Origin of the sequence: Yoonia maricola, from assembly GCF_002797915.1 — a bacterium.
GTDB lineage: Bacteria > Pseudomonadota > Alphaproteobacteria > Rhodobacterales > Rhodobacteraceae > Yoonia > Yoonia maricola.
In genome coordinates, this window is record NZ_PGTY01000002.1 from 413,995 (window position 1) to 438,447 (window position 24,453).

The window sequence follows — 24,453 nt, forward strand, 5'->3', positions numbered from 1 at the left end:
CGGTTTATAAGCCGCCGATGTGATGCGTGCCGCGTTCTTTGGCCAGTTGCATCTGCTTTTGGCGTTCGCGGAAACGGGCCTTATCCGCATCGGTCGTTTCATCAATGCATTGGTGACAGGATACGCCTTGTTCAAACGCAGGATGCACGCGGTCTTCAGGCACAATCGGGCGACGGCAGGCATGGCACAGGATATGTGGCCCTTCCTGCAACCCATGTCCGACGCTCACCCGTGCATCAAAGACAAAGCATTCGCCGTCCCACTTGCTGTCTTTCTGCGGGACCTCTTCAAGGTACTTCAGGATACCACCTTTCAGATGGTACACATCCTCAACACCCTGACCCATTAGATAGTTTGTCGACTTCTCACACCTGATCCCGCCTGTGCAAAACATCGCCACACGTTTGTTATGAAACCGGTGCTTGTTCTTTTCCCACCACTCCGGAAATTCGCCAAAGCTTTTGGTTTCGGGGTCAACAGCGCCTTTAAACGTGCCAATCGCAACCTCATAATCGTTGCGGGTATCAATGACCGCCACATCGGGTGCGCTGATCAGATCGTTCCAATCGGCAGGATCAACATAATTGCCCACCCGCGCGACCGGGTCCACATCTGGTTGGCCCATCGTCACGATCTCTTTCTTCAGGCGCACCTTCATGCGGTGAAACGGGGGTAGCGTCGCGGTGCTTTCCTTCCACTCCAGATCGGCACAACCGGGCAGGGCGCGCAAATGGGCAAGCACCGCATCAATGCCTTCGCGTGTTCCGGCGATGGTGCCATTCACCCCTTCCTTGGCCAAAAGAAGGGTGCCCATAACGCCACCTGATTTGCACAGATCAAGCAATGGTCCTTTCAAACCTGCAGGGTCATCGAAACGGGTAAAGTGATAAAGAGCAGCGACAGTATACATGTGATTTCAGATACGCCTGTCCGTTCAAAGGGGCAAGTCACGCGATGCAGCAATTGCCAAACCATCAGCAACCGCGGTAAAGGCCTCGGCCCGCTCAAGTGCGGCACCGGGGAACATTGCGATCATTATGTCTTCGACGACCTTCAATAAACTGGAACCACCGACAAAGACGATCGTGCCAATTTGCGACGCAGAGACGCCCGCGATCTCCAATGTCTCACGGGCGCAATCCGCAATTTGGCCAGCATGTATTGCCAGTACGTTATCCATCCCCGCCTGTGTCAGCTGTGCCCAAAGGGCCGGTTCAATGACGCGCAAATCGATACCTGCTTCTGCCAAATCCGGTTGGTTCAGCTGAATCTTTCCCGTCTCAACCGCAAAGGCAATGTCATGTCCCAGCTCCATCTCCAACACGACTTTCAACCGTGCAAACAGCGCAGGATCGATACCCAGTTTTGCAAAATCTGCGGCCATCTGGCGGTTTTCACCTGTATAGACGAAGGGAATTTTCTGCCACGTCGCAAGGTCATTGAAGATCGCATTCGGGGCCACATGACGGCCCTGTCCTAGCGCATTGCGCACCTCGGCCCCGCGACCCAAAAGTGGCATGACCTCGGATATACTGATCGCGCGGTCAAAGTCTGTTCCACCCACACGCACACCATGGCTTGCAATAATCCGCGTCGCGTCTCCGTTACGTTCAAAGATGGAAAAATCAGACGTCCCGCCGCCGATATCCACGATCAGCCCCAATTCACCCTTGGCAAGTGGGCCACTGGCCAGCGCTGCAGCTTCCGGCTCAAACATGAAGGACACGTCTTTGTATCCGGCCAGCATATAGGCGTCGCGCAGATCAACCTCGGCCTGTGCATTACGCGCGGTATCGGTCGAATGAAAGCGGACAGGTCGGCCAGAAAGGGCGGTGTCATAGGTCTGCCCTGTCTCGGCCTCTGCCCGTTCGCGGATCATCCGCAGAAACCGGGCGACCACCTCAATCAACGTTAGCCGTTCATAGGCAATCTGGCGTTTTTCGCGCATCAAGGGCGTGCCCAGCACGGACTTTAGCGCGCGCATGAACCGCCCTTCGCGGCCATCAATCAAAGCGGCATTCGCCACCGACCCATAGGTCGTGACCTTGCGGTCATAATCAAAAAATACAGATGTCGGCAGCGTTTTGCGCCCCGGCTCTACCGTGATCAAATGCGGATGGCCCGCCGCCATCACCCCGGCCGCCGTGTTGGAGGTTCCAAAGTCGATACCCAAAGTCGCCATTCTGGCCTCCTGCAAGAACGTGAAAGACGCGGCTGATATGAAATCACGCTGTCCGTGACAAGTGCTGTTTTGCCGGTACATACACAAAGCAGTCGCAGGGGCGGGCAGAACCCGCTATTTTACCCATACCCAAACCCCGGAGCACGCCATGACCCACGCCTTACTTGTCATTGATGTCCAAAATGATTTCTGCCCTGGTGGTGCGTTGGCTGTCGCGGGTGGTGACGACATCGTGGCAGGCATCAATGCGAAAATGGCCGATTTTGACGCGGTTGTCCTGACGCAAGACTGGCACCCGGCGGGTCATTCCTCTTTCGCTTCAACGCATGGTGCGGCACCGATGAGCATGGCCGAGATGCCCTATGGCCCACAGGTGCTTTGGCCCGATCACTGTATTCAGGGCAGCAAGGGTGCGGCGTTTCATGCCGACCTGCAGATCGACCGTGCAGATTTGATTATCCGCAAAGGCTATAACCCGGCGATCGACAGCTATTCCGCATTCTTTGAAAACGACAAGACAACCCCAACCGGTTTGGAAGGTTACCTGCGCACACGCGGTATTGATACGCTGACTTTGGTGGGTCTGGCGACCGATTTCTGCGTGAATTATTCCGCCGTTGACGCCGCCAAACTGGGGTTCAATGTCAACGTCGATATGGCGCTTTGCAGGGCGATTGATTTTGACGGCTCGCTCAATGCGGCCAAATCCGGGATGCAGGATGCCGGTGTCAAGCTCATCTAGCGGCCTTTGCCTGCAAACCAAACCGATGACACGCCCGCAACTATAATGATGATAAGACCCATCAGGCTCAGGCCATCGGGCCACTGGCCAAATACGGCCCAACCGATGATCATGGCTGCCAGTAGCTGGCTATAAATCAGAGGCGCAACCACGCCTGCGGGTGTTGTGCGGTTGACCAGAACCAACAGTAAGTTTCCTCCGGCCGAACCCAAGGCAGAGATCGTGATTAACCCAAAGAGTGGCAGAGTAACTGCGGGAACCTCTGCCAAGGCAAAGGGTGACAACAGGACCGCGCCGATGATCAACTGGGAAAACAAGAGGAACCGTGGCCGAAATTCACCCGCCAACCACCGTGTTGCAACCAGATAAGAGCCGTGAAAACAGCCAGCCAAAATGGCGAAACCCATGCCCGTTGTCATGCCAAACCCAGGACGAACCACCAATAAAACACCGGCAAAGCTGGTCATCAAAAGGCAGGTCCGCAGTGGTGTAATCCGCTCGCCCAGCAGGGTGGCTGACAGGAAATAAGACACCACCGGCCCTACGAAAAACCCGGCAAAGACATTCGCCATAGGTTCGGTCTTGAGCGCTGTCAGAATACTGACGATACCACCAACAATCAGCCCCGCACGCAGATACAACCGCCAATCGCGAAACAGGCCAAGGTCGGCGCGCCCCAAACCGCAAAGCGGTGCCAGCAAGCAGGCTGCCAGGGCAAAGCGGGTCCATGCCACGAAGGTCTGCGGAAAGCCTGCGCCGGTTAACACCGTCGCGGCGGCATCGCCCCCGACAATCAGCGTCATTGCCAGAACAACCGCGCCGACCAGCTGTGTAGAATAGGGTGAGCTGGTCATGACAGACGGGCCTTGCGATTGCGGATCAGTTCAATGTCTGACTTGCAACGTAGAAAATCATGATCAGGCCCAGCAAAGATCCACCAAGTGCCATCATCCGGCGCCCCTTATCTTTCCGGGACGCGATACGCGCCTCAGCCACCGCGCGGTCATGTTCCGGTGTCGGTTTTTTCGTGGGGGCCAACAACTCATCTTCGACAGGTGTGGCTGCGTCGAGCGCGTCCATGAACGCGTCAAAATCAAACGTGCCCCAGGCCGCATTGGTCAGATCATGCGTTTCAAGATTGGCCGTCAGCCGGTCAATCACAGCGATGCGCGCGTCTTCGTCGCGCATCGCAAAGCGGCCAGTAGGCGCGCCGCTATCAAAATGTGAAAGGGCAAAACCACTATCGGTGAAATAGGTGCGTACTGCCGCATCGGCGGTTTTCAAGGCGTTGGCGGTCTGTGCGTCGCGAAACATGGCGACCTTTTCGGCTGCCACGCCTGTGACGGTCAAATCGCCAAATTCATCTGGCAAACCCTCTGGCGTGATTGCCACCATATCGAAATCGTAACGCAATGCCATGTCTTTAAGGCCCCCCTTGCCACATCCGCGTCCTGTTGATCTAACACTAAGCGCCGACAGGGGGAACTGCATATGGTCGATATCGCAACACGGGTCTGGAACCACAAATGGAAGATCGATCCGATTGTACGGTCGCTCATTGATACGGACTTTTATAAACTGTTGATGTGTCAGTCCGTATTCCGCAATCACCCGGACACGCAGGTTACCTTTTCATTGATCAACCGGACAAAATCCATTCGGTTGGCCGAACTGGTGGATGAAGGGGAGTTGCGCGAACAGCTGGACCATATCCGTTCGCTGCGGCTGACCCGCGGCGAAAGCACCTGGCTGCGCGGGAACACCTTTTATGGCAAACGACAGATGTTTACCCCGGCCTTTATGGAATGGTTTGAAAACCTGCAATTGCCGCCCTACCACCTTGAAAAGAAGGACGGGCAATATGAGCTGACTTTCGAAGGGACCTGGCCCGAGGTGATGCTGTGGGAAATCCCGGCCTTGGCTGTGATCATGGAACTGCGCGGGCGGGCGGTTCTGGGCGACATGGGCAAGTTTGAGCTTCAGGTACTATATGCGCGCGCGATGACCAAGCTGTGGGAAAAGGTTGATCAACTCAAATCAATTCCCGACTTGCGCTTGGCTGATTTCGGCACCCGGCGCAGGCATTCCTACCTGTGGCAGGATTGGTGCGTGCAGGCGATGATGGAAGGGTTGGGGGAAAACTTTACAGGTACCTCAAACTGCCGCATCGCCATGATGCGCGAGATTGAGGCGATTGGCACCAATGCCCATGAACTGCCCATGGTCTATGCCGCCCTTGCGGAAACGGATGCGGCTTTGCGTCAGTCCCCCTATGATGTGCTTGCTGATTGGCATGAAGAACATGACGGCAACCTGCGCATTATTCTGCCAGATACATATGGCACCAAAGGGTTCCTGGAAGGTGCGCCTGATTGGCTGGCCGGTTGGACAGGGATCAGGGTGGACAGCGGCGATCCGGCCGCGGGGGCCGAAACGGCCATCAATTGGTGGACATCACGCGGTGAGGACCCACGCGAAAAGCTGGTCATTTTTTCGGACGGGCTGGATGCCGACAAAATCGTTGAACTGCACAAGCAGTTCATCGGGCGCTGCCGCGTCAGCTTTGGGTGGGGCACCATGCTGACAAATGACTTTAAAGGCCTTGTCGCCGATGATGCGCTCGCGCCCTTTTCGCTGGTCTGCAAGGCGGTGTCTGCCAATGGGCGCCCAACCGTGAAGCTGAGCGATAACCCCAAAAAGGCGATGGGCCCAGAAGAAGAGGTTGCACGCTACAAGCAAGTTTTCGGTGTTGGTGCGCAAGATGCGATCGACGTGGTTGTGTAAGCCAGCGCGCTTCTACCGGGCAGGACACGCCAGCCTTCAGATGCCGCCAAAACAGACCAAGTTTAGCTAGGCGACAGCGGCGCTCTGCCCTTGATTGTCGTAGGCAATCTGCGCGCGGTTCTTGCCGGCTTGTTTCGCTAAAAGTAGCTGTGCATCGGCGAGGTCGATCATCCGCTGGACCGGTAGGTTGTTCTTGGTCCAGAATCCACCAATGCTGATCGACACGTTAAAAGTATGACCATCAAAAACAAAGGCTTGGCTTGATATGGACGCACCAATCCTGTTGGCGACCGCCTGCATATCCGTCGCATCCAGCCGCCGCATATAGATTGAAAACTCATCACCGCCGTGGCGGGTAAAGATCGCTTCATCCCGGATGCTGTCTTTGATCCGCGCGGCGACAATGGCCAAAGCTGCATCACCTGCGCCATGCCCGTACGTGTCATTGACGTGTTTGAAATTATCAATGTCGAAATAGAACATGGCATGCCCGACATCCGCATCAAACTTAGTGGCGCAGATTTCGGCATCCATACCCCGACGGTTCAGCAGGTTCGTCAAAGAATCTGTATTTGCTTCATCAACCAGCTTTTTGTTGAGTTGCAAGTGGTTCACCTCGCGCCGAAACACAAAACCAATGGCGATCATTCCCACAATATCCACCACGATCAGTGTTGGCAAAATAGAGGCCAATATCGATACTGCCAGATCGTAGGGCAGTACAAAGACACTCGCCGCCGCCGATGTGATGATCAAGGCCATCAGGAAGTCTTTCAAGACCGGGTGCCGAATGCGGTTCTTAAGCAGCGTGGTTCCAATATAGGCAAAGCCAAAGGCCAACAGCAGGCCAACAACCCCGGCCGACATGCCGGCACCACCAATGACAATGCGGCAAATGATCCCGATGCCGGTCGCAATCACGCCCGCGATGGGCCCGACAAAGGCAACTGCGGCACCCACCAATACTGTGCGCGTATCAAAAATAACCCCTTCACCAAGGGTGAGGGGGTTTATCATCCCAAAGCTGATCGTGAGGCCAAAAAGCAGGCCAAAGGCGATTTGTTCAAATTTTGAATCGTGGAAGTGCCGCAAGATGGTGTTGAACAAAAAGGCCAAGCCCATCAGGGCAACAATTGGCGGAACCATGACTTGTAGCTGTAGCATACGGCAGAATCCATAATCGACTGCCAGTTAATATTGATGATATTCCTTAATAACTGATGAGCGTGATCAGGATTCACTCATCAACTTTTCCGCGCAGCGCCTTCACTTCGCCGCGCGCCTTTTTGCTGGCAAGGCGGCGTTTGACCGACCCATAGGTCGGTTTGGTTGCAATCCGCCGCTTTGGTTTTTCGCAGGCGCGCTTGATCAGATCCGCCAAGCGTTCGCGCGCAATCTCGCGGTTGCGGGCCTGACTGCGGGTTTCCTGAACAAAAAGCACCAGTGCACCATCCAGCGTCCAGCGCCGCCCGGCCAGCCGTTTCAACCGTGCCTTGACCTGTGCAGGCAGGTTGGGCGACCGTGCTGCCTCAAACCGCAACTCCACCGCCGTCGACACCTTGTTGACGTTCTGACCACCCGGACCAGACGACCGGGCAAAGCTTTCTGTCAGCTCCCAATCGGCAATTTCAATCTGATCATTGATCCGCATTGTAGGTCCATGTGTATGTACAGGTTCTGTACGCTGTATGTACGCCTTACATACGCTGGTTTTCCGAAAGAAAAAGGGCCACCCCGGCGACGGGATGGCCCTTTCCTGATCTACGGAGGTGGGTCGGTTAGGATCACCACCTTGGGTCATCTTCAGCCAAGGGCTGCCCTAGCTGCGATCCTCCCAAGTTGTCCCGACACACTTCTCCAATACCTCATGATGCACTGGATCACCTCCTTTCAAAATGTTTCGCCTGAAGTAAGGTTCGCACAGATTTGGTATATTTCAAGTAAAAAGATACCTGATATCGTGTTTAGGCGCTCCGCAGCAAAAGACGCGTAACAATGATGCGAAATGGTATCAAAGCAAGCAGCGCAATGGTCAGCTTCACCCCCCAGTCCGCGATGGCCAATGTTACCCAAAGTGGAGCATCAGGGCCGGTCAGCAACAGAGGTGCCGTGTCCTGCGCCCACATCACTTCTTCTGCGGCTGAGGCACTGAAGCCGTTGAAGACGGCGGCAAACGCGATGGAAAAGAAGATCACCGTATCGACTGTCGAGCCCACAAGCGTGCTGCCCAAAGGTGCTTTCCACCATGACCCTGCGTTCAGGCGTTGGAACACAATAATGTCCAGCAATTGGGCAATCAGGAACGCCGTCGCCGAGCCAATTGCGATCCGCAGCGCAACGGCTGGATATTCATAACCATCGCCTTGCAGCATGATCTGACTGCCGATCAACGAACAGATAATGCCCACGACCAGACCAGAGAGAACAACCTTACGGGCGGCACCCGGCCCATAGACCCGGTTCATCACATCGGTGACAAGGAACGCCAGCGGATAGGTGAACGCCCCCCAGGTCAGTAGCCCATCAAGGATGAGGAATTGCACAAGAATATTGGACGCCACAACGATGGTGGCCATGGCGATAACGCCGGGAAGGATGCGTGTCATTTGATAAATTCCGTTTTGACAAGGGTGCGGCACTTGGCCCCCGGACGTCGGGGACATCGGCGACCTAAACCCCCGCGCCTATTCCGTCAATCGGTATTCGACGATCTCTGTGCGCTGAAAACTGCGAAAGTTGTCGTCCGAAATCAGCGTCATGCGTAACCCATCGGTATCTTCCCAAATGCTGATGCCTTCCAGATTATCGTGGGCGCGCAGGCTGGTTTCAAGGATCGCCTCTTCGCTGCTGCCATCCAGCGCGAAACGCCTCACACGGCTGCGAAAACCGATGCCGACAAAGTCACGCTCGAGGACATAGAGCAGACCATCAGGTCCGATATCTGCCCCCGACAGCAGGTAGGGTCCGCGGCGTGGTATGGTAAAGGGCACGTCCCATTCCCCATTCATGAGACGAAAGACAGGGAAGGGTTGTGTTGCCCGCCCTGACCGTTCCGGCATGGTATAGAGTGTGCCGTCAGGGCCTATGGCAAGCGCTTCGAGCGAGGCATTGTCCTGCATGCCGGCAAAGGCGGTGCTGGTGATCAGGTCAGAGGTGGATTCAGTGTCCGCGCCGAATACCCTCAGCCCATGCATCCACTCGAATGATATATAGATCAGCCCATCGGATGCAATCGCCAGCCCTTCGCTGTCACTGTTTGCGCGATCCAGCGGGACACTGGATGCGCCGCGCAATCGTTTGATTGGTCCAGCCTCGACCCCTACAATCACGCTGTCCTGTCGTTGGAATTTACCGCGTATCATCGCGCCACGGTCACTCAGCGCGACAAAGCCCATTCCGTCATCAAAGACTTCGATTCCGGAAAAGCCACCAAAGTCAGGATCTGCGATTATCCATTCATAGCTGCCCAGAAATATTGCATCCGCATAGGCGGGCATGGCCCTGAGAAGGGCCAGAAGGCATAAGAGACGCAGCAATTACTGGGCGTTCAGAACGGCAGCGCACTGACCAGGCAGATCGGCCATGGTCAATTCGGCGCGCGGCGTTGGCGCCGGGGCGTCAGGGTCAGGCGGTGGCGGGTTGAGAATACGGTCAACCCACGCCTGGGCATCATCACAGCCATCACCGGCAGGTGGTGGTGTTTGATTGGTGCAGCCCGTTGCCCCGTCCGGGCAATTCAGGCGCACATGGAAATGATAATGATGTCCCCACCATGGGCGTATCTTGCTCAGCCAGCTGCGATCACCAGTCGCATTGTTGCACATGGCCACTTTTGCCCCGGGAAAGACAAAGATGCGCGCTGTGCGCGGATCAGAAGCGGCAGCCTTGAGGATCTCCTCGTGCTGGGGGGTCCAACGGCTGTTGGTAAAGGCCCCGGCTTGACGGCGCATCGAGATGGATGAGAGGTTTTCGCGTTCTTCTACCGTGAGGTTCAGCCGGTCGGGTGGCAGCATCCAGATATCAACATCAAGCCCCGATTGATGGCTCACATGGCCCGTCAGCATCGGGCCACCGCGGGGCTGACTCATATCGCCAACATAAAGCCCTTCCCATCCGGGTTGTGTGGCGGCAAAGCGGCTGAGATCTTGCACGTAGTCGATCGTTGTTGGCTGCGCCCAATTGCGGTTTCGCGACAGGCGCATGGCCTGCCATGTCGGCCCGGTTTCCGCTAATTGCTGTCCGCCTGCCTGACAACCGCGCGAATAGCCCCCGATTGGTTGCGGCGTTTGGGCAGACCCAGCGGGTGCAGCCCCAAATAGCGCCTTGGCAATGCGCGTATCATTTGGGTCGCCTGCTGCCTGGCTGACCTCCGGTGGCGGTACGTCGGCTTGGCATGCCGCCAACCCGGCGGCGAGGACAAATGCAATTATGAAGCGGACCATTCTGCGCGATCTCCGTCTTTATTGACCCACCGTAACAACAAAAGCCCGATCAGGAAAAGGAAGATTACGGGCAGAAACCCTAATTGATTATTACCGGTCATGACCGTGAACAGCGTAATCAGCGCAGGCGCCAGAAATGCAGTCGCTTTGCCGGTCAGCGCAAATAGGCCAAAAGCCTCGGCCGGGCGGTCAGGATGGGTGTGGCGCACCATCATGGAACGGGACGAGGCGTAAACTGCACCACCCGCGCCACCGATACAGACGCCACAGATATAGAAAATGGTATCAGGTATGCCGGACCCGTCCGCCAAGGGGATGCCAAAGATCGCTTCACGCGACATGCCGACAATTGTGGCAGACACGATGATCAGCACCCAGACTGCGACTTGGATCACAGGCTTGGGACCAACGCGTGCATCTGCAAGGCCCGAAAGCCATGTGGTGACAGCGGCTGCAATCGCCGCAATGATCCCGAAGATACCGATCTGCGTCGTCTGCCAATCCAGCACCAGGGCGGCATAGACACCACCAAAGGCATATAACGCGTTCAGCGCATCGCGGTAAAACATGGAGCCGAGCAAAAAGTTCAACAGGCTTTTGCGGTGAAAGACCCCGCGGAGCGTGTCGAGCAGTTCACCCCAAACAGCACCCAATTGCGTCGACTTCTTTTCTGCCCTGGGATCGTCGCGCACAAACATAAAGAACGGGATAATGAAGATGGCGTACCAAAGTGCAATAAACGGGCCGACAAAGCGGGTGCCTTCGCGTGTTTCAGGATCAAGACCAAAAGCAGGGGCAAAGCCCACAAATGTCACCCCTTGGTCATTCTCGGCAAAGAAAATCAGCATGATGAAAAGGGACGTAACGCCGCCCCAATACCCGAATGCCGCGCCAGAGCCGGAGATGCGACCGACCTCTTGATCATTGCCCAGCGAGGGCAGGATCGCGTTGACAAAGTTCAACGCGCTTTCGGCGGCAAAGAACCCGACGTAAAATATAATAAGGGTTAGCATGATGGTCGCGCCATCTGGCGTCAGCCCCCAAAGCATGAAAGCAGCCACCACGTAGACGACCGAGAAAAACGCAATCCACGGCATTTTCCGGCCAGAGTTATCGGCGAAAGCGCCCAAAAAGGGGGCCGTAAATGCAATCATCAGGCCAGCAATCGTCTGTCCCAATGACCAAACCGCCTGCGATTGCGCTTTTGCGGCGTCTTCTGCCAACCCGGTGCCCAAAAAATACTCGGTCGCGACAACGGCGAAGTAGGGACCGAAGATAAAGGTCAGGCCAAGCGTATAGAAAGGTTGTGATGCCCAATCAAAGGCCATCCACCCCCAGATGCGTTTCTGCGCCACTGCCATATGCGTGTTCCTGCTCTTCCCTTGTGGGCATAAGGCACAGATAACACCTTCGCTGGCAAGAAATCTCTGTTACGACGTTCCGTTGTCAGTTGGTGGCCAGGGGCGGGTATTATCGGCATCGATCCACGCCTGAACCCATGCGGGTTTCTCTGGTGACGGTTGATCCATGCCGACAGCTGCAAAAACAAGTGCCGGGTTCACAATGCCATTCTTGTCTGTCACGGCCGAGCGATACAGCACCTGCACCGCGCATTCATCGCCAATCCAGATTGTCTGCTCCATGTAAAAGAAACGCTCGCTCCAGCCGACGGCCTTGCTGACCATGCGGAACTTGACGAAGGGTCTGATCCGCTTGCGATAACGGGCGGACGATCCGGCAATTGTCAGCCCCCAGCGGTTCTTGGTCAACGCGCCCAGTAGGCCAACGCGCTGGGCAAGGCCCGTCCGTCCAATATCAAGGATGCTGAGGATACGGCCATTGTTCATTTCCATGTACTGATCAATGTCTTGGGGCCAGCACCGGTGATAGGACACATGGCTGTCCAACGCATGCAGGGGTGGCATGCGGCGCGCCCTGAGCACTTCTTTGATTACGCGAATGATAGGATACATAGCTCGGTCCTTCGATACCCTGCCAGAAATGGTCATGCTTGACGTAAACGTCAACTTTGACCTTGCGGCAACCTTGGGCTTGTCGGCGCGCGCCTGAACGCTTAGGTCATGGCAGACCAAACAAAGGGCGCCTTTCGCATGATATCACTTATCCAAATCATCCTTTTGATCCTTGGAGTATTCCGGTTTTTTGTGATCGCCCATTTCATCATGAGCTGGCTGATCCGGTTTGAGGTGCTCAACATCCGGCAAGAGTTCGTGGGTCAGGTCTGGTATGGGTTGGAACGCATCCTTGACCCGATCTATGGCCGCATAAGGCGGTACATGCCCGACCTTGGCGGTATCGACATCACGCCAATTGCCGTTCTGGTCTCGATCGAGATTTTGCGGATATTCCTGACCAACGCGATGATTTCAATCGCCTAGACAATTTTTCGCCCGCCCGCGCCTTGTTTCACAGCAAGCGGTTGCGTCAAGGCGAAAATTGCTGAAAACTGTTTGTCATTGGGGCAACGCGGCAGGCCTGATATCTGCCGCCAATTCGGGAAGAACGATATGCGTTTTCTAAATCTCAGCAAAAAAGGCGTCGCGATTGTGCTGTCGGCGCAATTAGTTCTGGCCACACAGGCCGTTACGATGGCGCAGGCCGAAATGTTGGGCACCGATCAGGCGATCAACAAATACACAGCTTTGGCGAACCGCAACGCGCTGATGGATCAGATCCAGCGCGATGATGTACAGGCTGAAATCGTGGCCCTTGGTATAGACCCCGCCGAGGCAGAGGCCCGTTTGGCTGCACTGTCTGATGCGGAAATCGCAACCATGCTGACACAGATGGAGAATGACAGCGCAGGTGCGGATATCGTTGGCACGATGTTTACGATCTTCGTGATCCTGCTTGTCACTGATCTGCTTTGCTTGACGCGGGTGTTCAACTTTACACGGTGCGTGCGCTAAGGCCATTCGCAAGGCGGCTTGCCTGCCTGCTGGCGCTTTGCTGGCTTGCGGCATGTGCGCAGCCGTTTGATCCTGACGCACGGCTGACCATCGACGCACCGACGCGGGCGAGTGTCGCCGATGTGCCGCTGATCCGGCAAGAAGACTTTTTTTGCGGCCCAGCGTCCATTGCCATGGTCATGCAATGGGCTGGGTCCGAAATCACCCAAAAAGACGTTGCCGCTTTGGCCTTCAGCCCTGGTGCGGGCGGTACCTATCTGGCCGATATGATCGGGAGCAGCCGCCGGTTGGGTCAACTGGCGGTCGAGATCAATAACTTTGATCAGCTGTTGGCAGAGGTCACCGCAGGGCATCCGGTCATCGTCTTTCAGAACCTTGGGTTGGGGGTGCTGCCGGTTTGGCACTATGGCGTTGTGACGGGATATGATTTCGAAAAGGATGAAGTCTACCTCAACTCGGGCCAGTTGAACCAAATGGTGATGGCCTTTGCCGTCTTTGAACGGACATGGCGGCGAGGCGATTATTGGGCATTGGTGGTTTTGCCACCAGATGAGCTTCCGGTCAGCACGTCAGAGGCGGATGTGCTGTCCGCAGCTGCGGCGCTTGAGCGGGTGGAACAGTTTCAAGCCGCAGAAACACTTTATGAAACCGGCGCTGTAAAGTGGCCCGAAAATTGGCTGTGGCAGTTTGGCTTGGGCAACGCGCGCTATGCCATGGGTGATCTGCGCGGTGCGCGAACAGCGCTTAGGCGCGCCCGTGCGCTTGATCCGACCATTCCAGAGATCCGCGCCAATCTGGCTTTTGTTGAAAGCGAATTGGCAGGCTGATTGCCTCGCAACCGAAACGTCCGTAACCCATCGGAAATTACGCATGGCGCAAATGCGCCGCTGGCGGTCGCCCATGGCCTTTCGGCAAAGTGGTGCAAATGGTGTAGTCTTGGTCAGATCAGCCCGGAGAATCCCGATGTCAGACCGCATTTCATTCACGCTTGACGGCGAAACCGTCACTGCCGCACCGGGTGAGACGATTTGGGAGGTCGCCAACGGGCGTGGCCTCGTGATCCCGCATCTGTGCCACAAACCGGCACCCAGTTATCGGTCTGACGGAAATTGCCGTGCCTGTATGGTGGCGATTGAAGGTGAGCGAACACTGGCGGCCAGCTGTATCCGAGAGCCATCCGAAGGGATGGTTGTGACCACTGATCAGCCCCGCGAAAAGCAGGCCCGCCGCATGGTGATGGAACTACTGGTCGCAGACCAACCGGCGCAAGAGGTGGCACATGATAAGTCATCCCACCTTTGGGACATGGCCGAGAGCCAAGATCTGAGCGACAGCCGTTTCCCACAGAAAGAGCCGGATCATGTACCGCTGCTTGATGACAGTCACGTTGCGATGTCTGTCAACCTTGATGCCTGCATCCAATGCGGTCTTTGCGTGCGCGCCTGCCGCGAAGTTCAGGTGAACGACGTCATCGGCATGGCAGGGCGTGGCGGCACGGCTTATCCGGTGTTCGACATGGACGATCCAATGGGGGCGTCCTCTTGTGTAGCCTGCGGCGAATGCGTGCAGGCTTGCCCCACCGGGGCGCTTTTGCCTGCCACGGTTACCGATGAAAACCAAATGGGTGATACCAAGGATTACGACCGCGAGGTCGAAAGCGTCTGCCCGTTCTGTGGTGTCGGTTGTCAGGTGTCGCTGAAGATCAAGGACAACAAGGTCAAATTCGTTGAGGGGATCAACGGCCCGGCCAACGAAGGGCGGCTTTGTGTCAAAGGCCGTTTCGGGTTTGACTATATCCACCATGATCACCGCCTGACCAAGCCACTGATCCGCCGTGAAGATGCACCTGCGAAGGGCCTCAACGTCGATCCGGCGAACTGGCAAACGCATTTCCGCGAAGCGACGTGGGAGGAGGCGCTGGATGTCGCAGCAAATGGTATGAAGGAGATAGGCGGTACTGGCGTCGCAGGCTTCGGTTCCGCTAAATGCACCAACGAAGAAGCGTATCTGTTCCAGAAGCTGATCCGCCAAGGGTTCGGTCACAATAACGTCGACCATTGCACACGGCTTTGTCACGCATCCTCGGTTGCTGCATTGATGGAAAACGTCGGTTCCGGTGCTGTTACCGCGACCTTCAATGAGATTGAAAATGCGGACGTCGCCATCGTAATCGGCGCTAACCCCATCGAAAACCACCCCGTCGCCGCGACCTATTTCAAGCAATTCACCAAGCGTGGTGGCAAGCTGATCGTGATGGACCCGCGCGGTCAGGCGCTCAAGCGGTTCGCGTCGCATATGCTGCAGTTCCGGCCCGGTGCCGATGTGTCGATGCTGAACGCGATTATGCATACGATTGTCGAAGAAGAGCTTTACGACCGGCAATATATCGAAGCCTACACCGAAAACTGGGAGGCGGAGAAAGCGCATCTTGCAGATTTCACGCCCGAAAAGATGGAAGGCATCTGTGGGATCGATGCTGAGACCCTGCGCGATGTGGCACGTACCTTTGCGGGTGCCAAGGCCGCGATGATTTTCTGGGGCATGGGTGTCAGCCAGCACATCCACGGCACCGACAATTCGCGCTGCCTGATCAGTCTTGCGCTGATGACCGGTCAAGTGGGCCGTCCGGGTGCTGGGCTGCATCCGCTACGCGGCCAAAACAACGTGCAGGGTGCATCGGATGCGGGGCTGATCCCTATGTTCCTGCCTGATTATCAGCCGGTGGGCGACGATGGTGTCCGTTCTGCTTTCCAAGAGATTTGGCAAGAGGGGTCGATTGATCCCAACAAGGGACTCACGGTGACCGAAATCCTCGATGCGGTGCATGCGGGCGATATCCATGGGATGTATATCCTTGGTGAAAACCCGGCCATGTCGGACCCTGATGTCGAACATGCACGCGATGCGCTGGCGAAACTCGACCACCTTGTTGTGCAGGACATCTTTATCACGGAAACGGCCAACTATGCCGATGTGATTTTGCCTGCTTCGGCATTCGCCGAAAAATCCGGCACGGTGACGAATACGAACCGGCAGGTTCAAATGGGCCGCCCTGCGGTGCCGCCTCCGGGTGAGGCCAAGGAAGACTGGTGGATCACGACAGAGCTTGCCAAGCGGCTGGGGCTGAATTGGACCTATACACACCCCTCCCAAATCTTTGCCGAAATGGCGCTGTCGATGAGGTCGCTGTCGAACATCACTTGGGAGCGTCTGGAAACGCAGAATGCTGTAACCTACCCGTCGCTTTCACCCGAAGATCCCGGCCAACCCATCGTCTTCGGCGATGGCTTCCCGCGCGAAAACGGGCGGGCGAAGTTTACGCCTGCCAGCGTGATCGCGCCGGATGAGACGCCGGATGCCGACTATCCGATGATCCTGATCACCGGGCGGCAGTTAGAGCATTGGCACACCGGCTCCATGACGCGGCGGTCCAAGGTGCTTGACGCGGTGGAACCTGAGGCCAACTGCTCGCTACACCCCTCGACCCTGCGCAAGCTGGGTGTGGAGCCGGGCGGTTTGGTCACGCTTTCCACGCGTCGTGGCAGCATCACGATCATGGCACGCGAGGATCGGGCGGTGGCACCTGATATGGTCTTCGTTCCCTTCGCCTATGTCGAAGCAGCGGCGAACATTCTGACCAACCCGGCCGTTGATCCCTACGGCAAAATCCCCGAATTCAAGTTCTCAGCGGTGAAGGTGGAAAAAGCCGCAAACTCGGTCGCGGCAGAGTAGCAAACCGCGCATCTTCGGTCGCTTTGTGCCGCGCTATTGAATAGCAGCGGCGCACTGGCCTAGCGTCTTTGGTGCGTACGGCCTCTTTCATGGCTGTTCGCATGAATAACCAAAGGAGACGCATCATGCGTAAATTGCCCCTTATCGCCGCCCTTGCTTGCCTCGCTGTCCCGGCTTTTGCTCAGGATGCAGCCCTTCTGATGGGCGTGTCACGCTATGAGGAGTTTCGGCGCGTGGGCAATGCCCTTGATGTGCTAAACCCAGCCGATGCCTTGCGCGGTGCGGGCTATGATGTCAGCACACTGTCCAATGGTGCAGCCGACGACATGGACCGCTTGCTGAATCGCTTTGCCGTCGATGCGACAGATGCGAACCGTTTGATTGTCGGGCTCTCGGGCAGGTTTGTGACTGACGGGACGCGCAGCTGGTTTTTGGCAGCGGATGCGGATCGTCCCTCCCCCTTTGGTCTGGACGATGCGGTGTCAGTTGAGATGATTATGCAGGTGATGGCGCGCGTACCGGGGCAGGCGATCCTGATTTTGGGATATGATGAGGATGCCGATGATGCGATCGGGCCGTATTTGCGCGAAGGGGTGGGCACGCTTGCTGTGCCGCAGGGGGTGACCGTGCTTTATGGTGCGCCAAATCAGACCGATGATGTGGTACAGGATGCCGTGATCCAGCCGGATGGTGATGTGATGGCCTTTGTACGCAACAACCGCCGCCTGACAGCAGTAGGCTATGTGCCCCAAAGCTTGATTATGCAGTCCGCCGATGCTGCCGCACCCGCCGCAGGTCTGCCAAGCATTGAACCGACATTGCGGGCATGGACCCTCGCGCAAGAACGGGACACGGCAGATGCGTATCGGGATTTTATCTTTGATTACCCCGCCAGCCCCTTCATCACAGACGCGCGGCGTAGGTTGGATGTGATTGAGCGCGATCCTGTGCGGCTTGCCGAAATTGAGGAAGACGGGCTGAACCTCACGCGCAATCAACGCCGGACGGTTCAGCGTAATCTGACCGTGCTGGAGTTTGACACGCGCGGTGTGGACGGCATTTTTGGTCCTGGCACCCGTGGGGCGATCCGCAACTGGCAACAAAGCAATGGGTTTGCCCAGACCTCGTTTCTGACGGCAGAGCAGATCAACCGCATTGATGCTCAGGCAAGTCGGCGCACAGCCGAGATCGAAGCTGAAGAAGAGCGCGCTCGCGAAGAGGCCCTTGCATTGGACCGCGATTACTGGGAAGAAACCGGTGCGCGGGGGACAGTTGCAGGGTACCGCGCGTATCTTGAACGCTACCCAAGCGGCATCTTTGCCGATCAGGCGCGCGCTAGCCTTCCGGTTGAGCAGGAAGACACCATCGATGACGCCCGCGCGGCGGAGCAAGCGCTGAATATCAACCCTGTCCTGCGGCGGTTGATTGAGAACCGTCTACAGCAACTCGGGCACAACCCCGGACAAATCGATGGGCGGTTTGATAGCGACACGCGCCGTGCAATAGGACGGTATCAGCGGCAGGGGGGGCTGACGGCGACGGGATATCTGGATCAAGCAACGCTTGCCCGGCTCTTGTCAGATACGTTTGGCCGGTAATGGAATAGGGGACGGACTAAAAACAATGCTCTGCAAAATCGGCGAGGTTGAGGTGTGGCGCATCCTCGAAATCCATGCCCCTTTTATGCCGCCCGAAGACCTGTTTCCGACTGCGGGATCGGACGTCAGTGCCGTCATCGAAAGCCTTGCTCCGGGCAGCATCGATGCGGTATCCGGCCGTTTGATCCTGCCGATACAGGGCTTTTTGCTGAAAACCCCTTCGCATAACATTCTCGTCGACAGCTGTGTCGGCAATCATAAGACAAACCCCAATGACCCTGACTGGCATCAACGCTCTGACGGGCGGTTTATGGCGGCGTTGACAGCCGCCGGCATCGGCCCGGCAGAGGTGGATTACGTCCTTTGCACCCATCTGCACATAGATCACATTGGATGGAACACGCAGCTTGAGGATGGGCGTTGGGTGCCCACATTTCCGAATGCGCGTTACCTAATGCCTGCGGATGACGAAGCGGTACAGCGCGCGCGGCATAGCCATGCCTATATTGAAAGCGTGCTGCCGGTGATTGAAGCAGGACAGGCCGAACTGGTGCAGGCCGGACATTGCTTGGGGGATCACGTGACGCTGATCCCCACACCGGGGCACACGCCGGGCCATGTGTCTGTATTGGTGAAAAGTGGTGACCGGCAAGCGATCATTACCGGAGATGCGTTGCATTCGTCCGCGCAATGTTGGCACCCTGACTGGCATTTTCTGTATGATGTGGATGCCGAGATGGCGGTAACATCGCGCAGGGATTTGTTGGAGCAGTGTGCGGAAAGCAATTGTACGGTCCTGGGAAGCCATTTTGCTTTGCCTTCGATCGGTCACGTGAAGGCAGAGAAAGACGCGTTTCGTTGGGAAGAGTAGCGCGGGCGTCAGGACATGTAACCTGCGCGGAACGCTTCGAGTGACGTTGCTAACTCCGCTGCCTTGCGTTCGAACCGTGAAGAGGGAACTGGGATCGAAATAGCATAGACATCGCTGCCCGGCTCACTGATCGCAAAACCCAAGGCACTAACACCTTCGGTATGCTCGTTGATATCGCGTGCGAGTGCGCCAGACCGGATTGCTTCAATTTCGGCAAAAAAATCGGGCAAGCGTGGCGCGAGGGCCGGTCTTTCCTCGAACTCTGCGATGATCAGCTTGTCGGCCTCCACCGGGTCCAAACAGGCCAGAGCTGCCTTGCCATTGGCCGTCGTTGTAAGAGGGAACGTTTCCCCGATGCTTGAAACAGTGCGCAACCGCTGGCTCCCGACGATCTGATCGATAAATCGCATCCGGTGGCCTTCAAGTACGGCGAGGTCCACTGTCTCTCCCGTCAACTCTGAGATTTGCTTCATCAAAGGCCGCAAACGGTCGCGGATAGCGGCTGCACTTGCTTGGGCCAGGCTTTGGATTTCCGGGCCGAGCCTGATTCCTGCGTTGCCCTTTTCTATCGAAATAAACCCCTCCAGTGCGAGAGCTGCAACGATCCGTTGTACCGTAGAACGGGGCAGCTCGACCTGATTGGCGATCTGCCCAAGGCTGAGCCCCGATGTTTCCCGACCCAACACGCGCAAGATGTCAGTCGCGCGGGAAATGACCTTAATACGCTGATTATTAATAACTTTATTTCCGTCCAATTTCTGTCTCCGCTTGCGCAGTCGCCTGTATTCGCTCTGCTTTAGCCTAAGGGTGGGTATTTTCCAAATCAATACTTGACCGTATGGCGATACATATGCACCATTTTGCGGGACACGCGCTTTGCGACTGGGAGGAACCAATGAGCATCACAATCCGTGGAATTGAATTTCAGGCCAACGACGACAACGACATGGGGTTGGAGTTTGTGAACCTTAGCCACCGGTTTGGCTACCAGTGCCCGAACTGGCCGTACTTTCGCGACGTTCAGATTGAGCGGATGCATTATATGGCGAAGTCCGGTGTGCTGTCGCAGACCTTGACGCATACGATGCACGTGACCACGCACATCGACGCGCCCGCGCACGTGGTGCAGGGTACCCCGTTCATTGATGAAGTCCCGCTGCCGCATTTCTTTGGTTCTGGCCTCGTGGTCAGTATCCCCAAGAAAAAGTGGGAACAGATCACGGCTGATGATCTGGAAAAGGCCTGTGGTCACGCGATCCGCAAGAATGACGTGCTTATCATCAACACTGGCTGGCACAAACATTATGAGGACGGCGATTACTTCCCTTATTGTCCGGGTTTGGTGTCTTCGGCCGCCGAATGGATGGTTGAGAAGGGGGTCAAGGTCGTGGGTCACGATACGCAGGCCAATGATCACCCCTTGGCGACAGCGATTGGGCCGCAACGGAATGGACCTCTACTGCCGCACCTTGAGGCGGAATATAAGGAATGGTCCGGCGGTATCGGTTGGGAAGAGGCCTTTCCTGAGTGGGAGCCGGTCCACAACATTCTGTTCAACAACGGCATCCTCGGCATCGAGAACGTGGGTGGTGATCTGGACAGTGTGACAGGCAAGCGTGTCACCTTCGCGTTCTTCCCATGGAACTGGGATCGGGGTGATGGGTGCATCATCCGCCTGGTCGCGATCACCGACAAAAAGCAAGCCTACCGTATCGAGGCTGGAGAAAGCTTCTAGGTCTACCTCAGTGCACCGGCGTATCACCGGCGGTGCCATTGATCTTTTGGGAGGATGATCGATGCTGATTAAACGTTTCGCAGATGCAGCAAAGTATGAGGCCCCCAATCATTGGGAGGTCACCGGCTTGCGCCTGCAAGGGTTCGAGGATGGCGGTCCGACCAATCAATGGGTCGGGTTTTCACAATTCCTGCCCGGCGGCGGTGCTGGCCCTGACAGTACCCCCTTCGAAAAGGTTTATGTTGTTCTTGAAGGTGAAATGACGGTCGAGATTGCCGGTGAGATCTCAACGCTTGGCCCCATGGACAGCTGTACAATTCCGCCCGGAGAGATCCGCCGGATCGAGAACAAAACCAACCATATCTGTAAGATGTTGGTGGTCATGCCATATCCGCCGGAGACCACCTGATGACCGCATTTTCAAACCCACTTGATATGTTTGCCGTCAAAGGCAAAACAGCGTTGATTACAGGCGCCTCCGGTGCATTCGGCATGGTTGCCGCGCGGGTGTTGGCTGGTGCGGGCTGCAATCTGGTTTTGGTGGCGGGAAATCAGCAGGCCTTGGATGATATTGCATCCGAATGCCGGGGCGTTGGGGTTGCGGTCACAACCGTAAACACACGTCCGATCGATGAAGGCATCTGTGCTGAGCTGGTGCAAACAGCGATTGATAGCTTTGGTGCACTTGATATTCTTGTCGTGGCTTCGGGCATGAACAAAGTCGCGCTGGTGAACGACATGGCACCCGAAACTTTTACCTCTGTGATGGATGCCAATGTCACCCAAAGCTGGCTGCTCGCGCGTGCTGCGGCAGGGCAGATGAAGGCCCAGGGAACGGGTGGCAAGATCGTCTTGGTCAGTTCGGCCCGTGGTCTGTTGGGCCACCCTGCGGGGTATTCGGCCTATTGCGCGTCAAAAGCCGCCGTTGATGGCATGACCAAGGCCTTGGGCTGCGAGCTTGGTCCAACCGGGATTACCGTGAATGCCATCGCACCGACGGTGTTTCGCTCTCCGCTGACACAGTGGATGTTTGAAGACACCGAAGAGGCGACGAAGGTACGCGATGGCTTCTTATCGCGGGTCCCCAAGGGACGATTGGGTGAACCGGAAGATCTGGCGGGCCCACTGTTGTTCCTCGCCTCGCAGGCGTCGGATTTTTATACGGGACACATCCTTTATGCTGATGGGGGATATACGGCAGGATGACCCGGAAGAACCAAAATATTGGGGTCATTGGGGCGGGTCTTATGGGGCACGGGATAGCGCTGACGATGGCGCGGGCAGGATACAGCGTTTGGGTCTACGACCCGACCGCAGATGTGCTGGCAAGTGTCAAAGACCGTATCGATGACAGTCTGACACTGATGGGCGTGGACGACACCAAACGTGCCGCGGCATTGGCCAATGTGCACCCGAGCGACACGCTTTCGACAGCAGTATCGGAGGCCACAGCAGTCTTTGAAGCGGCCCCTGAAAAGCTGGAACTGAAACAAGCCATTTTTGCGCAAATTGAAGAACATGCGCCAGAACATGCGATCTTGGCGTCAAATACGTCGGTCATTCAGATCAGCAAGATCATGAAGGGGCTTTCCAGTCGTCACCGCGCCCTTGGCACCCATTGGTGGAACCCGCCTCATATGATCCCTTTGGTTGAGGTGGTGAAAACCGAATGGACTGACCCGTCAGTCGCCCAAGCCATGTATGATGTGCTGTCTGATGCGGGCAAAACACCTGTGATGGTGGAAAAAGATGTGCCCGGCTTCATCGGCAACCGGTTACAGCATGCGCTCTGGCGAGAGGCTATTTCGCTGGTGGAAAACGGCATTTGCACAGCTGAGGCTGTGGATGATGTTGTAAAGGCCAGCTTCGGACGGCGCTTGGCGGTGCTGGGACCGCTAGAGAATGCCGACCTGGTCGGGATTGAACTGACGCAAGATATCCACGCGCAGGTGCTGGCAGATTTGGAAACAACACCAGAGCCTTCGCCATATCTGCAAAAGCTACGCGATGCGGGCCGCAGCGGCATGGCCGCGGGGGCGGGTTTTCGCGACTGGAAATTTGGCGATCTGGAGGTAACCAAGGCCCGCGTCGCGGACCATTTGAAAGAACTGGAAAAGATACTACCGGGTTAATCAATCTTTGGGAGGAGAACGACATGACATTGAAAACAAACAGAAGACAGCTTCTGGGGGGGATGGCGGCAACGGTCGCGGCACCGGCACTTTTGACGGCAACCCGCGCTTACGCACAGGTGCCAACTATCCGGATAGGCCACGTGAGCCCGCGCACCGGACCCTTGGCCGGTTTTGCCGAGGCTGATGACTTTATCATTGAAGGTATCCAGGCTGCATTCTCTGGCGGGATTGAGAACAACGGCAAGTCCTACAATGTCGAGATCATTTCAAAAGACAGCCAATCCAACCCCAATCGCGCGGCAGAAGTCGCGGCTGATCTTATTCTTGGCGACGAAGTCGATATCATCGTTGCGGCCTCTACACCCGACACGGTGAACCCTGTGTCCGATCAGGCGGAAATCAACGAAGTGCCCTGCATTACAACTGATTGCCCATGGCAGCCTTATTTCTTTGGCCGTAACGGCAACCCCGAAGCGGGCTTTGATTTTACATATCACTTCTTTTGGGGGTTAGAGGACGTGATCGCCAACTTCCTTGATCTTTGGGGCGGGTCAGGTGCGGCCAAGTCGATTGCGGGATTGTTCCCAAATGACGCTGACGGTAATGCGTGGGGCGACCCGGAACTGGGCTTCCCTCAGCCACTGGCCGACAACGGTTACGCATTGGTCGATCCGGGTCGCTATCAGCCGCTGAATGACGATTTTTCGAACTACATTGCCGCCTTCAAGGAGGCAGGTTGCGAGATCGTCACCGGCAATATGATCCCGCCCGATTTCGCAACATTCTGGGCACAGGCTGCACAACAGGGGTTCAGCCCGAAGGTCGTCACGATTGGGAAAGCGTTGCTTTTCCCATCTGTCGTCGCAAGTCTTGGGGACCGCGGAAATGGCTTGACCTCGGAAATCTGGTGGAGCCCGGATCACCCGTTTAGCTCATCCGTGAATGGCGATAGCGCAAAGGCATTGGCCGATGGCTACACCACCGCAACGGGGCGCGCTTGGACACAGCCCATCGGCTTTAAACATGCGTTGTTTGAGGTGGCAGGCGATGTGATCTCGCGTGCGGCTGACCTTGATGATCCTATGGCGATTGTTGAGGCTATCAAATCCACGAATATGTCGAGCATCGTGGGGGACGTGAATTGGGCGAATGGCCCAGTTCCGAATGTCAGCAAAACGCCATTGGTCGCTGGGCAGTGGCAGAAAACTGGCGATGCCCTTGATCTTGTGATCACCACAAACGCGCAGGCACCTGACATCCCTGTGGGCGGCGAACTGCAACTGTTGAGCTAAGGGGCCGGTC

The 24,453-nt window shown here is 56.4% G+C and carries 25 protein-coding genes; 13 read left to right on the plus strand and 12 right to left on the minus strand.

The window, feature by feature from the left end; translation table 11 throughout:
• Positions 1–4 precede the first annotated feature (4 nt).
• Together trhO and BC777_RS12280 are read right to left on the minus strand one after the other, a co-directional pair.
• Entirely contained in the window at positions 5–910 is a 906-nt protein-coding gene (gene trhO, locus BC777_RS12275; protein ID WP_100368468.1) for an oxygen-dependent tRNA uridine(34) hydroxylase TrhO, read from the minus strand.
• A 24-nt stretch (positions 911–934) separates the two neighbouring features.
• Positions 935–2,182 (minus strand): Hsp70 family protein, encoded by a 1,248-nt coding sequence (locus BC777_RS12280; RefSeq protein WP_100368469.1) that lies wholly within the window; start codon positions 2,180–2,182, stop codon positions 935–937.
• 148 nt (positions 2,183–2,330) lie between these two features.
• On the opposite strand from BC777_RS12280, the gene pncA reads away from it, so the two are divergent.
• The gene (pncA, locus tag BC777_RS12285; protein WP_100368470.1) at positions 2,331–2,924 is read left to right on the plus strand and encodes a bifunctional nicotinamidase/pyrazinamidase; all 594 of its coding nucleotides are present in this window, start codon (positions 2,331–2,333) and stop codon (positions 2,922–2,924) included.
• On the opposite strand, the gene BC777_RS12290 is transcribed toward pncA, so the two are convergent.
• Together BC777_RS12290 and BC777_RS12295 are read right to left on the minus strand one after the other, a co-directional pair.
• The gene (locus BC777_RS12290) at positions 2,921–3,778 is read right to left on the minus strand and encodes a DMT family transporter (protein ID WP_100368471.1); all 858 of its coding nucleotides are present in this window, start codon (positions 3,776–3,778) and stop codon (positions 2,921–2,923) included. The genes pncA and BC777_RS12290 overlap by 4 nt on opposite strands.
• Before the next feature lie 25 nt (positions 3,779–3,803).
• On the minus strand, positions 3,804–4,343 hold the full coding sequence (locus tag BC777_RS12295; protein WP_100368472.1) for a hypothetical protein: 540 nt from the start codon (positions 4,341–4,343) through the stop codon (positions 3,804–3,806).
• A 72-nt stretch (positions 4,344–4,415) separates the two neighbouring features.
• Here BC777_RS12295 and pncB point away from each other — a divergent pair, with 72 nt between their 5' ends.
• Positions 4,416–5,708, plus strand: coding sequence for a nicotinate phosphoribosyltransferase (gene pncB, locus BC777_RS12300; RefSeq protein ID WP_100368473.1), 1,293 nt, complete (start codon positions 4,416–4,418; stop codon positions 5,706–5,708).
• 66 nt (positions 5,709–5,774) lie between these two features.
• Here pncB and BC777_RS12305 read toward each other — a convergent pair whose 3' ends face one another.
• The 7 genes from BC777_RS12305 to BC777_RS12335 form a co-directional block, all read right to left on the minus strand.
• Complete coding sequence (locus tag BC777_RS12305; RefSeq protein ID WP_100368474.1) at positions 5,775–6,872, minus strand: GGDEF domain-containing protein; 1,098 nt, start codon at positions 6,870–6,872, stop codon at positions 5,775–5,777.
• 73 nt (positions 6,873–6,945) lie between these two features.
• Positions 6,946–7,359, minus strand: coding sequence for an alternative ribosome rescue aminoacyl-tRNA hydrolase ArfB (gene arfB, locus BC777_RS12310; protein ID WP_100368475.1), 414 nt, complete (start codon positions 7,357–7,359; stop codon positions 6,946–6,948).
• Positions 7,360–7,672: 313 nt separating this feature from the next.
• Complete coding sequence (locus tag BC777_RS12315) at positions 7,673–8,314, minus strand: queuosine precursor transporter (RefSeq protein ID WP_100368476.1); 642 nt, start codon at positions 8,312–8,314, stop codon at positions 7,673–7,675.
• Between the two features lie 78 nt (positions 8,315–8,392).
• Positions 8,393–9,205, minus strand: coding sequence for an esterase-like activity of phytase family protein (locus BC777_RS12320; RefSeq protein WP_168769153.1), 813 nt, complete (start codon positions 9,203–9,205; stop codon positions 8,393–8,395).
• A gap of 39 nt (positions 9,206–9,244) precedes the next feature.
• Positions 9,245–10,150, minus strand: coding sequence for a penicillin-insensitive murein endopeptidase (gene mepA / locus BC777_RS12325; protein ID WP_100368478.1), 906 nt, complete (start codon positions 10,148–10,150; stop codon positions 9,245–9,247).
• Entirely contained in the window at positions 10,135–11,511 is a 1,377-nt protein-coding gene (locus BC777_RS12330) for an MFS transporter (RefSeq protein WP_100368479.1), read from the minus strand. Before BC777_RS12330 ends, mepA begins: the two co-directional genes overlap by 16 nt.
• Before the next feature lie 69 nt (positions 11,512–11,580).
• Positions 11,581–12,123, minus strand: a complete 543-nt coding sequence (locus BC777_RS12335; RefSeq protein ID WP_100368480.1) for an acyl-CoA thioesterase — start codon at positions 12,121–12,123, stop codon at positions 11,581–11,583.
• 138 nt (positions 12,124–12,261) lie between these two features.
• Between BC777_RS12335 and BC777_RS12340 the strand changes: the two genes are divergently transcribed.
• The 6 genes from BC777_RS12340 to BC777_RS12365 all read left to right on the plus strand — a co-directional run bounded on the left by BC777_RS12340 (position 12,262) and on the right by BC777_RS12365 (position 19,281).
• Positions 12,262–12,549 (plus strand): YggT family protein, encoded by a 288-nt coding sequence (locus tag BC777_RS12340; RefSeq protein ID WP_100368481.1) that lies wholly within the window; start codon positions 12,262–12,264, stop codon positions 12,547–12,549.
• 129 nt (positions 12,550–12,678) lie between these two features.
• On the plus strand, positions 12,679–13,080 hold the full coding sequence (locus BC777_RS12345) for a PA2779 family protein (RefSeq protein ID WP_100368841.1): 402 nt from the start codon (positions 12,679–12,681) through the stop codon (positions 13,078–13,080).
• Positions 13,038–13,907 carry a PA2778 family cysteine peptidase gene (locus BC777_RS12350; protein WP_245834339.1) on the plus strand — a complete coding sequence of 290 codons (870 nt, stop codon included), beginning with the start codon at positions 13,038–13,040 and terminating at the stop codon, positions 13,905–13,907. The genes BC777_RS12345 and BC777_RS12350 overlap by 43 nt, the downstream gene beginning before the upstream one ends.
• Positions 13,908–14,043: 136 nt before the next feature.
• Positions 14,044–16,812, plus strand: a complete 2,769-nt coding sequence (gene fdhF / locus BC777_RS12355) for a formate dehydrogenase subunit alpha (protein ID WP_100368482.1) — start codon at positions 14,044–14,046, stop codon at positions 16,810–16,812.
• 125 nt (positions 16,813–16,937) lie between these two features.
• Entirely contained in the window at positions 16,938–18,410 is a 1,473-nt protein-coding gene (locus BC777_RS12360) for a peptidoglycan-binding domain-containing protein (protein WP_100368483.1), read from the plus strand.
• A gap of 25 nt (positions 18,411–18,435) precedes the next feature.
• Entirely contained in the window at positions 18,436–19,281 is an 846-nt protein-coding gene (locus BC777_RS12365) for an MBL fold metallo-hydrolase (RefSeq protein ID WP_168769154.1), read from the plus strand.
• Between the two features lie 8 nt (positions 19,282–19,289).
• On the opposite strand, the gene BC777_RS12370 is transcribed toward BC777_RS12365, so the two are convergent.
• Complete coding sequence (locus BC777_RS12370; protein WP_168769155.1) at positions 19,290–20,036, minus strand: IclR family transcriptional regulator; 747 nt, start codon at positions 20,034–20,036, stop codon at positions 19,290–19,292.
• A gap of 140 nt (positions 20,037–20,176) precedes the next feature.
• Between BC777_RS12370 and BC777_RS12375 the strand changes: the two genes are divergently transcribed.
• From BC777_RS12375 to BC777_RS12395, 5 genes are all read left to right on the plus strand, one after another.
• The gene (locus BC777_RS12375) at positions 20,177–21,016 is read left to right on the plus strand and encodes a cyclase family protein (protein ID WP_100368485.1); all 840 of its coding nucleotides are present in this window, start codon (positions 20,177–20,179) and stop codon (positions 21,014–21,016) included.
• A 61-nt stretch (positions 21,017–21,077) separates the two neighbouring features.
• Positions 21,078–21,425 carry a cupin domain-containing protein gene (locus BC777_RS12380; protein ID WP_100368486.1) on the plus strand — a complete coding sequence of 116 codons (348 nt, stop codon included), beginning with the start codon at positions 21,078–21,080 and terminating at the stop codon, positions 21,423–21,425.
• Positions 21,425–22,222, plus strand: coding sequence for an SDR family NAD(P)-dependent oxidoreductase (locus BC777_RS12385; protein WP_100368487.1), 798 nt, complete (start codon positions 21,425–21,427; stop codon positions 22,220–22,222). Before BC777_RS12380 ends, BC777_RS12385 begins: the two co-directional genes overlap by 1 nt.
• Complete coding sequence (locus tag BC777_RS12390; RefSeq protein ID WP_100368488.1) at positions 22,219–23,148, plus strand: 3-hydroxyacyl-CoA dehydrogenase family protein; 930 nt, start codon at positions 22,219–22,221, stop codon at positions 23,146–23,148. The genes BC777_RS12385 and BC777_RS12390 overlap by 4 nt, the downstream gene beginning before the upstream one ends.
• 23 nt (positions 23,149–23,171) lie before the next feature.
• Positions 23,172–24,443, plus strand: a complete 1,272-nt coding sequence (locus BC777_RS12395; RefSeq protein WP_100368489.1) for an ABC transporter substrate-binding protein — start codon at positions 23,172–23,174, stop codon at positions 24,441–24,443.
• Positions 24,444–24,453: the final 10 nt, after the last annotated feature.